A 10,343-nucleotide genomic window follows, 5' to 3' on the forward strand; every position below is an offset into this window, starting at 1 on the left:
CATATCCGGGTTGTTCTGCCAGGCCGGCGGTACAAGCAGACGCATGGCGCGCACGATATCCATCCCGCCCGCCAGCAGCAGTTCCAGCATGTTATCCATTGAGCTGGAGTCCGAGCCGGTTTCGTTCACGAACGGCGCGGCATCGTGCAGGTCCGGGATCAGCGGGGTCTGGAACTTATAGGTACGGGCGCGGGCCCACTGGCGGTTACCGGTGATGGTGTTGATCTCACCGTTGTGCGCCAGGTAGCGGAACGGCTGAGCCAGCGGCCAGCGTGGAACGGTGTTGGTGGAGAAGCGCTGGTGGAACAGGCAAATGGCCGATTCCAGACGCAGATCCGCCAGGTCCAGGTAGAAGCGCGGCAGGTCAGCCGGCATGCACAGACCTTTATAGATGTTCACCAGGTTAGAGAGGCTACAGACGTAGAACTCTTTATCGTCCTGAAGACGTTTTTCAATGCGGCGGCGGGCAATAAACAGACGGCGTTCCATATCACGCGGACGCCAGCCCGCAGGCGCGTTGACGAAAATCTGTTCAATACGAGGCAGCGAGGAGAGGGCGATTTCACCGAGCACCCCTTCGTTGGTTGGCACATCGCGCCAGCCGACAATCGACAGGGTTTCACGCTGAAGTTCTTCTTCAACGATGCGGCGTGACGCGGCAGCTTTTTCAGGATCCTGATTCAGGAACAGCATACCGACAGCGTAGTTTTTAGCTAAACGCCAGCCGCGCTCTTCCGCCACGATGCGGAAGAAACGATCCGGTTTTTGCAGCAGCAGACCGCAACCGTCGCCGGTTTTACCATCGGCAAGGATGGCGCCACGGTGCTGCATACGGGCCAGTGCGTGAATAGCAGTACGCACTACCTTGTGGCTAGGTTCGCCTTCTATGTGGGCGATCAGGCCGAAACCACAGTTATCCTTCTCAAGGGATTTATCGTACAACATATCAGTGAACCTCCCCAGGCTCGTCGGGCTTCCCACTGAACTTTACCGTGGCGCACAGGCGCAGAAAGAGCATGGCGACGGGGTTAGCGTTTCATACGCGGACCTCGCATTCGCCCTCTTTTTCATCCTTTCGCGCAGGTAAACAAGTTTGAGGACTTGCTTCAGAGGGAATCTCAATTACTGCATAAATATGATGAGCAGGCCGCTCATCCAGAAAGCTTCCAGCGGATTTCCAACTTATCGGGAATTGGTACACAGGTCAAATGGCAATCTTATTTATACAAAAATGTGCTAAAGAGTGGTCATGTTGTTGTTTTTATTGATGATTTCACTATTTTTACAACCACTTAAAGCGCCGGGAAGGTGCAGGGGAGTGTGATCTGACTCACTATATGAAAGCGGTATTATCAATGCAGCGTGCTGAAATGCAGATTTATAGCAGAATAATAATCTGGGGTGGCATTCAAACCCGCATAAAATCACTGTTTTTCAGACCTGGCGCTATAAATGAAAAAAACCATCAGAACATAAGGAAAAGTAATTACGTGCAGGGTGAATGAAATCTCGGTAATCGTGATTATTTATTCAAATAGATAAAGGCCGTCCAGGGCGATTGATCCAGGTCATCGCCGACAGAGGCTAAAAATGGCAGGCTTGTCCCCTTTCTTCGGGACGGTCTATCAGATTATGCAGTTACAGAAATTAGTCAATATGTTTGGTGGGGATCTTTTGCAGCGCTACGGACAAAAGGTTCACAAACTGACGCTGCACGGCGGCTTTAGCTGTCCGAACCGCGATGGCACCATCGGGCGTGGTGGCTGCACCTTCTGTAACGTGGCCTCGTTTGCTGATGAAGCTCAACAGCATAAATCTATCGCTGAACAGCTCGCCCATCAGGCGAGTCTGGTGAACCGCGCGAAGCAATATCTGGCCTATTTCCAGGCCTACACCAGCACGTGGGCGGAGGTGCAGGTGCTGCGCGCTATGTATCAACAGGCGGTTGCTCAAGCGAACATTGTCGGGCTGTGCGTGGGGACGCGTCCGGACTGCGTGCCGGACGCCGTGCTGGATTTACTTAGCGAGTACAAAGAGAAGGGCTACGAGATCTGGCTGGAGCTGGGCTTGCAGACCGCGCACGACAAAACCCTGCACCGTATCAATCGCGGGCATGATTTTGCCTGCTACCAGCGCACCACGCGTCTCGCCCGCGAGCGTGGATTAAAAGTCTGCTCGCATCTGATTGTCGGCTTGCCGGGAGAAGGGCAGCAGCATGGCCTTGAAACGCTGGAAAAAGTCGTCGAGACCGGCGTGGACGGCATTAAGCTGCACCCGCTGCATATCGTTACGGGAAGCATTATGGCGAAAGCCTGGGAAGCGGGGCGATTAAATGGTATCGAACTCGACGACTATACGGTGACGGCGGGGGAGATGATTCGCCACACGCCGCCGGAGATTGTTTACCACCGCATCTCGGCAAGCGCCCGCCGCCCAACGCTTCTGGCACCGCTCTGGTGTGAGAACCGCTGGACGGGGATGCTGGAAATCGACCGCTATCTACAGGAGAACGGCGTACAGGGGTCGGCGCTTGGCCGCCCGTGGGTTCCACCGCTACCGGCGACGGCCGCCTAACAGACTTCCCAGCATGCCGCGCACTATCTGGTTGGTAATCTGACGCGTCGCGCTTTTTGCCATGGTCTGCACCACGCCATCGCGTTTGCCGCCGCGCGGCCCGGTGCTGCCGAACAGAATATCTTTCAGCCCGCCGAGAATGCCGTCGTCCACGGCTACAGATTGCCCTTTGGCGGCAGGCGCATTCTGCGATTCGGCAGTCGCCTGCACCCCTTTTTGCAGCATCTCGAACGCGGATTCGCGATCCACCTCGTCTTCATACTTCCCGTACACCGGGGAGTGGTTGATCAGGCCGTTGCGTTCATCGTCCGTTACTGGCCCCATGCGCGAGCAGGGCGCAATCACCATCGCGCGCTCGACAACTGTCGGGCTGCCTTTTGCATCGAGGAACGAAATCAGCGCTTCACCGGTGCCCAGCGCCTGAATGGCGGTTTCGGTATCAAAGGCCGGATTGGCACGCATGGTTTGCGCCGCGGCTTTCACCGCTTTTTGATCTTTCGGCGTAAAGGCGCGCAGGGCGTGCTGCACGCGGTTACCCAGTTGCCCCAGTACGTTGTCCGGAATATCCGACGGGTTTTGCGACACAAACCAGACCCCGACGCCTTTGGAGCGGATCAGGCGGATAACCTGTTCAATTTTATCCAGCAGCACCTGCGGCGCGTCGTTAAACAACAGGTGCGCTTCGTCAAAGAAGAACACCAGTTTGGGTTTTTCCAGATCGCCTGCTTCCGGCAGTTGTTCGTAGAGTTCAGAGAGCATCCACAGCAGGCTGGCGGCGTAGAGCTTCGGCATCTGGTAGAGCTTCTCTGCGCTCAGAATGTTGATGATGCCTTTGCCGCTGCTGTCGGTGCGCATCCAGTCTTTGATATCCAGCATTGGCTCGCCGAAGAAATGCTCGGCGCCCTGTTGCTCCAGCGTCAGGAGCCCGCGCTGAATGGCGCCCACCGAGGCGCTGCTGATATTGCCGTACTGGTTCTGGAAGGATTTGGCGTTATCGCCAATGTACTGGGTGATGGCGCGCAGATCTTTGAAGTCGAGCAGCAGTAAGCCCTGATCGTCGGCGATACGGAAAATAATGTTCAGCACCCCGGACTGCACGTCGTTAAGATTAAGCAGACGGGCCAGCAGCAAAGGGCCGAGGTCGGAGACGGTGGCGCGCACCGGATGCCCTTTTTCGCCGAAGATATCCCAGACCACCACTGGATTACCGTGCGGCGTCCAGTCCGTGATGCCGATATTTTTCAGGCGCTCGAGCAGTTTTTCTGACGCCGTGCCTTCCTGAGCCACCCCGGTTAAATCGCCCTTCACGTCAGCCATAAAAACCGGCACGCCAGCCTCGGACAACGACTCAGCCAGCTTTTGCAGGGTGACGGTTTTTCCCGTCCCGGTCGCGCCTGTGATCAGGCCATGACGGTTCGCCATCGCGGGCAGTAAAAACAGCTCTTTTTCCAGCGTCCTGGCGATTAACAATGGTGTACTCATGATGCACGTCCTCTCGTAGTCCTGGGTGGAGTATAGGCAACCTGACGGCAAAATGTCTGCGTAAATTCCTCACTTTGCGGCGCATTATCCAGTGCGGACTATGCTTTTGCATACGGTAAACAAAATTTTGGGAAACTATGTCCAGATTCTTTTTTAACGACCGCAAACAGCTTGTCAACGATGCCATTGAAGGCATACTTCTCTCCGCGCCGCACGGTAATCTCGTCAAACTGGATATCGATCCGGCCATCCGCGTGGTGGCACGCGGCGACTGGGATAAAAGCCGCGTGGCGGTGATCTCCGGTGGCGGCTCCGGCCATGAACCGGCACATGCCGGGTTCGTCGGTAAAGGCATGCTTACCGCAGCGGTGTGTGGCGATTTGTTCGCCTCCCCAAGCGTGGATGCGGTCCTCAATGCCATTGTGGCGGTGACGGGCGATCGTGGCTGCCTGCTGATTGTGAAAAACTACACCGGCGACCGGCTTAACTTTGGCCTGGCGGCGGAAAAAGCCAAACGCTACGGCCTGAAGGTGGAGATGGTTATCGTCGCGGATGATATTGCCCTGCCGGATAACAAGCAGCCGCGTGGTATCGCGGGAACGGCGCTGGTGCATAAGATTGCGGGATATGCGGCAGAGCAGGGGAAATCGCTAAACGACGTGCGGGATATAGCGCAACAGGCCTGCGATAACCTCTGGAGCCTGGGCGTGGCGATGCAAACGTGCAACCTGCCGGGCAGCGATGATGAAGAGGGGCGCATAAAACAAGGCCATGTCGAGCTGGGTTTGGGCATTCACGGCGAGCCGGGAGCTTCCGTCGTGGATACGCAAAACAGCAAAGCCATTATCGACACGCTGGTGACGCCGTTACGCGCGCAGGCGGGTGACGGGCGCTTTGCGGTGCTGATCAACAACCTCGGCGGCGTGTCAGCGCTTGAGATGGCTCTGCTCACCAAAGAGCTGGCGCATTCGGCGCTGAAAGAGAACATAGCGTATCTGATTGGCCCGGCGCCGCTGGTGAGTGCGCTGGATATGAAAGGGTTTTCGCTAACGCTGTTAAAGCTCAGCGATTTCTTCGAGAAGGCGATACACGCCGAGGTCGAGACGCTGGGCTGGCAGAAGCCCGTCGCGTTCGCGCCCCTGCGTACCGTCCCCCATAGCGCCCTTCATGACCGCGTGGAATATACCCCATCGGACAATCCGCAGGTGAGCGAGGCCGTCGCTTCGGTAACGAAGACATTGATCCAGCTGGAAAACCGCCTCAACGCGCTGGATGCCAAAGTAGGCGATGGCGATACGGGCTCCACCTTTGCGCAAGGGGCGCGGGATATTGCGCAGCGACTTGAGGAGAACAACCTGCCCCTTAACGACGTGCCGACATTACTCCTGCTGGTGGGGGAGCGGCTGGCTACGGTAATGGGCGGGTCGAGCGGGGTGCTGATGTCGATCTTCTTCACGGCGGCAGGACAAAAGCTTCACGATGGACAGCCGCTACCAGAAGCATTGTTGAGCGGACTGGCGCAGATGAAGCAGTATGGCGGGGCCGATCTTGGGGATCGCACGCTGATCGACGCCCTGCAACCGGCGCTGGAGGCGTTAAGGGATGGCGATCTGCGGACGGCGGCGCAGGCTGCGCAGCAGGGCGCCGAAGCAACGGCAAAAATGGCGAAAGCCGGCGCGGGACGCTCGTCGTATGTCAATAAAGAGAACCTGGATGGGGTGATGGATCCGGGAGCGGTCGCGGTGGCAGAAGTACTTAACGTATTGGCGCGGCAGTGAAAGTAGGCCGGGTCAGGCGAAGCCGCCACCCGGCAAACTCACATCAGAAATCCGCTTTCAACACTACGCGGTAGCGGGCCTTGCCGTCGCGCACGTGCTGGATTGCTTCGTTGATTTTTGACATCGGATACAGTTCGGTGGTGGGTGCCACTTTTGTGCGTCCGGCAAACTTCATCAGCTTGCGTAACTCATATGGCGTGCCGGTAGCAGATCCGGATACGCTGCGATCGCCGCCGATCAGGGTAAACGCCGGAACCGGCAGCGGCTTCATCACCGCACCCACGGTGTGGAAGTTACCGCCGTAGGCCAGGGCTTCAAAGTACGGCTGCCAGTCGAGATCGACGTTGACGGTGTTGATGATCAGGTCAAACTGGCCTGCCAGGGCGGTGAGCGCCTCGGGATCGCGACTGTTCACCACTTTATCCGCACCCATCGCCAGCACTTCCTGCTCTTTCGCCGGGTTAGAGCTGAACGCCGTCACTTCACAGCCCATCGCGTGCAGCAGTTTGATGGCAATATGCCCCAGCCCGCCAATACCGATCACGCCCACGCGGCTGGTGGCAGTTACGTGATGCATCAGTAGCGGTTTAAATACGGTGATACCGCCACACAGTAGCGGACCTGCTGATTCAATATCAATGCTGTCCGGCAGCGGGATAACCCATTGCCAGTCGGCGCGTAGTTTATCGGCGAAACCACCCTTGTTCAGGATGGTCGGCGTAGCGCCCTCAAGGCAGTTGATCTGGTTACCGCTAATACAGGCGTCGCAGTGGCCGCAGCTGCGTGCCGTCCAGCCGATACCCACGCGCTGGCCCACTTTCAGCCCTTTGTCCTGCGCGGCGCTGCCGAGCGCAACGACGCGGCCAATGACTTCGTGCCCGGCAACCAGCGGATAGCTGGAAAAGCCCCATTCATTGTCGATCATCGAGAGGTCTGAATGGCAGATCCCGCAGTAATCCACCTGTACTTCGACGTCTTCCGCTTTTAGTTCGCCCGCATCGTACTCGTACAGCTCAAGTTCTGCACCCGCCTGCGGTGCGGCGTAGCTTTTTATCTTCGACATCGCGTTTCCCCTGTTTTGGTGTGAACTGTGAGTGTAGAGCATTCAGTTTACAGACGCTTAACAGAAGACGGCAGGAACAAAACTTACAGACTTTTCAGCATCCTGACTTCGCAGTCCACGTGGCCCGTGCAGCCCAGTGGGGCATCGATATGCTCAAAGCCCAGATGCTCATACAGGCCAATGGCCTCTTTAAGGAAAGCGGTGGTTTCAAGGTAGCAACGTTTAAAGCCCTGTGAGCGTGCATGTTCCAGGGCGACCAGCGCCAGCTTTTTCGCCAGGCCTTGTCCGCGTATCGTTGGCAGGAAATACATTTTCTGGAGTTCACAGATATCCGGCTCGCTGCAGAGCAGGGGGGCAATGCCGCCGCCGCCCACGACCTGGCCGTCCTGCTCGATGACCCAATAGGCATGGCCCGGCTGGCTGTACAGCTGAAAAAGTTCGTCCAGATTTGGGTCGGCCACGGTGTAGCCTTTGTCGGCGGTCAGGCCATATTCGGCCGATACCGTGCGGATAACGGCGGCGATAGCCGGGTTGTCCTGCTCAGTGATCCGACGCATTGTCGTCGCGACGGGGGTAATCACGCTCATAGCATTACTCATGACAAAAATTGACACACAACTGCTGTTAATAGCACCGCAGAAAGGGGAGTGCAAGCGAGGAGTTTTCAGGAAGGATACCCCTTACGCCCCGAAGCGTAAGGGGTAAAAGCATTACAGGGCTGCGATAACCGCCTGCTGCTCGATCAGTTTGGTCTTCGCATCGGCGAAGGCAACCAGACGCTCACGCTCTTTGGCGATGACCGCTTCCGGCGCGCGGGCCACAAAGCCCTCGTTCGCCAGTTTGCTTTCGATTTTGCCAATTTCCACGTCGACTTTCGCCACTTCTTTCGCCAGACGAGCCAGCTCAGCGTCTTTGTCGATCAGGCCCGCCATCGGGATCAACAGCTCCGCGCCATCGATGATTTTGGTGACGGAAACCGGACCTTTATCATCGGCAGGCAGCACGGTGATGCTTTCCAGACGCGCCATGGTTTTCAGGAAGGTGTTGTTCTCGGTGACGCGACGAACGGCAGCTTCGCTGCAACCGCGCAGCAGCAGCTCCAGTGGTTTACCCGGAGCGATGTTCATTTCCGCGCGGATGTTACGTACCGCAACGATCGCCTGTTTCAGCCACTCGGTATCCGCAGACGCGGCTTCATCCACTTTCGCGGCGTCGAATGCCGGGAACGGCTGGAGCATGATGGTATCGGCGTTTATACCGGCAATTACCTTCACGCGCTGCCAGATGGTTTCGGTGATGAACGGAATGATCGGGTGCGCAAGGCGCAGCAGACCTTCCAGGACGGTAATCAGCGTATTACGCGTACCGCGCAGCTCCGCCTCAGTGCCGCCGTTCATGACCGGCTTCGCCAGCTCCAGATACCAGTCACAGAACTGGTTCCAGGTGAATTCGTACAGGATGCCTGCCGCGATGTCGAAGCGGTAGCTGTCCAGCGCGTCGCGGAACGATTTCACCGTCTGGTTAAATTCCGCCAGGATCCAGCGGTCTGCCAGAGACAGGGTCATTTCGCCGCCGTTAAATCCGCAATCCTGATCTTCGGTGTTCATCAACACGAAGCGGCTGGCGTTCCACAGCTTGTTACAGAAGTTACGGTAACCTTCGAGACGCTTCATATCCCAGTTGATGTCACGACCGGTGGAGGCCAGCGCCGCCAGGGTGAAGCGCAGGGCGTCGGTACCGTGAGATTCGATCCCGTTCGGGAACTGCTTCTCGGTACGCTTGCGGATTTTCTCCGCCAGCTGCGGCTGCATCATGTTGCCGGTACGTTTTTCCAGCAGCTCTTCCAGAGAGATACCATCAACCATGTCCAGCGGGTCGATAACGTTACCCTTGGATTTGGACATCTTCTGGCCTTCGTCGTCGCGGATCAGGCCGGTCATGTAAACGGTATGGAACGGAACCTGCGGCTTGCCATCTTCGTCTTTGATGAAGTGCATGGTCATCATGATCATGCGGGCGATCCAGAAGAAGATGATGTCGAAGCCGGAGACCATCACGCTGGTTGGGTGGAACTGACGCAGCGCGTCGGTGTTTTCCGGCCAGCCGAGGGTCGAGAAGGTCCACAGCGCGGAAGAGAACCAGGTATCCAGCACGTCTTCGTCCTGGCGCAGCGCAACGTCAGCGCCCAGGTTGTTTTCCTGACGCACTTCCTCTTCGGTGCGGCCAACGTAGACGTTGCCTTCATTGTCGTACCACGCCGGGATACGGTGACCCCACCACAGCTGACGGGAGATACACCAGTCCTGAATATCGCGCATCCAGGAGAAGTACATGTTTTCGTACTGCTTCGGCACGAACTGAATGCTGCCGTTCTCAACCGCTTCCACAGCCGGTTTCGCCAGCACGTCGGCACGCACGTACCACTGGTCGGTCAGCATTGGCTCGATAACCACGCCGCCACGGTCGCCGTACGGCACGGTCAGATCGTGAGGTTTAATCTCTTCCAGCAGGCCGAGCGCGTCCACGGCGGCTACGACGGCTTTACGCGCGGCAAAGCGCTCCAGCTTCTGGAACTCAGCCGGGATGTCGCTGGAATAAACGTCGGATTCGTTGCCTTTGGTGTCGTACACTTCTGCGCTTTCGCGGATATCGCCGTCGAAGGTCAGAATGTTGATCATCGGAAGTTGATGACGACGACCGACTTCATAGTCGTTAAAGTCGTGCGCCGGGGTAATTTTCACGCAGCCGGTGCCTTTTTCCATGTCGGCGTGTTCGTCGCCCACAATCGGAATACGGCGGTTCACCAGCGGCAGCACCACAAATTTGCCGATCAGATCTTTATAGCGCGGATCTTCCGGGTTAACGGCCACGCCGGTATCGCCCAGCAGGGTTTCCGGACGGGTGGTCGCCACCACCAGGTAATCTTTACCGTCGGCGGTTTTCGCGCCGTCGGCCAGCGGATAGCGGATGTGCCACATGGAGCCTTTAGACTCGCGGTTTTCCACTTCCAGGTCAGAGATGGCGGTACGCAGTTTCGGGTCCCAGTTGACCAGGCGTTTGCCACGGTAAATCAGGTCTTCTTTGTACAGGCGCACGAAGACTTCTTTCACGGCGTTGGACAGGCCTTCATCCATGGTGAAGCGCTCACGCTCCCAGTCCACGGAGTTGCCGAGACGGCGCATCTGACGGGTAATGGTGCCGCCGGATTCCGCTTTCCACTGCCAGATTTTGTCGATAAACGCGTCGCGACCGTAGTCGTGGCGGGTTTTACCCTCTTCAGCGGCAATTTTACGCTCAACCACCATCTGGGTCGCGATACCCGCGTGGTCAGTCCCCGCCTGCCACAGGGTGTTTTTACCCTGCATACGCTGGTAGCGGATCATGGTATCCATGATGGTCTGCTGGAAAGCATGCCCCATATGCAAACTGCCGGTGACGTTCGGCGG

6 protein-coding genes and 1 pseudogene are annotated in these 10,343 nt (G+C 57.3%); 2 read left to right on the forward strand and 5 right to left on the reverse strand.

Annotated elements, in window-relative coordinates:
* Nucleotides 1-945, reverse strand: a pseudogene (gltB, locus tag HP459_RS17310) (glutamate synthase large subunit); the annotation flags it as partial.
* Nucleotides 946-1,632: 687 nt separating this feature from the next.
* Here gltB and HP459_RS17315 point away from each other — a divergent pair.
* Nucleotides 1,633-2,574: a TIGR01212 family radical SAM protein gene (locus HP459_RS17315; RefSeq protein WP_100148649.1), complete on the forward strand. Its 942-nt coding sequence runs from the start codon at nt 1,633-1,635 to the stop codon at nt 2,572-2,574.
* Here the strand turns inward: HP459_RS17315 and HP459_RS17320 are convergent.
* Nucleotides 2,554-4,056 (reverse strand): helicase HerA-like C-terminal domain-containing protein, encoded by a 1,503-nt coding sequence (locus HP459_RS17320; RefSeq protein WP_022649540.1) that lies wholly within the window; start codon nt 4,054-4,056, stop codon nt 2,554-2,556. The genes HP459_RS17315 and HP459_RS17320 overlap by 21 nt on opposite strands.
* 137 nt (nt 4,057-4,193) lie before the next feature.
* Here HP459_RS17320 and HP459_RS17325 point away from each other — a divergent pair, with 137 nt between their 5' ends.
* Nucleotides 4,194-5,834 carry a dihydroxyacetone kinase subunit DhaK gene (locus HP459_RS17325; RefSeq protein ID WP_038416798.1) on the forward strand — a complete coding sequence of 547 codons (1,641 nt, stop codon included), beginning with the start codon at nt 4,194-4,196 and terminating at the stop codon, nt 5,832-5,834.
* 43 nt (nt 5,835-5,877) lie between these two features.
* Here the strand turns inward: HP459_RS17325 and HP459_RS17330 are convergent, their stop codons facing one another.
* The 3 genes from HP459_RS17330 to HP459_RS17340 form a co-directional block, all read right to left on the reverse strand.
* Entirely contained in the window at nt 5,878-6,897 is a 1,020-nt protein-coding gene (locus tag HP459_RS17330; protein ID WP_022649538.1) for an NAD(P)-dependent alcohol dehydrogenase, read from the reverse strand.
* Between the two features lie 83 nt (nt 6,898-6,980).
* Nucleotides 6,981-7,484 (reverse strand): GNAT family N-acetyltransferase, encoded by a 504-nt coding sequence (locus HP459_RS17335; protein WP_003861887.1) that lies wholly within the window; start codon nt 7,482-7,484, stop codon nt 6,981-6,983.
* A gap of 123 nt (nt 7,485-7,607) precedes the next feature.
* A partial coding sequence (locus HP459_RS17340) for a valine--tRNA ligase (RefSeq protein ID WP_171936539.1) occupies nt 7,608-10,343 on the reverse strand: 2,736 nt, incomplete at its 5' end.

Origin of the sequence: Enterobacter sp. CM29 (assembly GCF_013179605.1) — a bacterium.
GTDB lineage: Bacteria > Pseudomonadota > Gammaproteobacteria > Enterobacterales > Enterobacteriaceae > Enterobacter > Enterobacter intestinihominis.

Excerpts from the sequence above, each read along its gene's own strand:
- HP459_RS17315 (WP_100148649.1), top strand. The coding sequence starts at position 1,633 with ATGCAGTTACAGAAATTAGTCAATATGTTTGGTGGGGATCTTTTGCAG.
- HP459_RS17320 (WP_022649540.1), bottom strand. The coding sequence starts at position 4,056 with ATGAGTACACCATTGTTAATCGCCAGGACGCTGGAAAAAGAGCTGTTT.
- HP459_RS17325 (WP_038416798.1), top strand. The coding sequence starts at position 4,194 with ATGTCCAGATTCTTTTTTAACGACCGCAAACAGCTTGTCAACGATGCC.
- HP459_RS17330 (WP_022649538.1), bottom strand. The coding sequence starts at position 6,897 with ATGTCGAAGATAAAAAGCTACGCCGCACCGCAGGCGGGTGCAGAACTT.
- HP459_RS17335 (WP_003861887.1), bottom strand. The coding sequence starts at position 7,484 with ATGAGCGTGATTACCCCCGTCGCGACGACAATGCGTCGGATCACTGAG.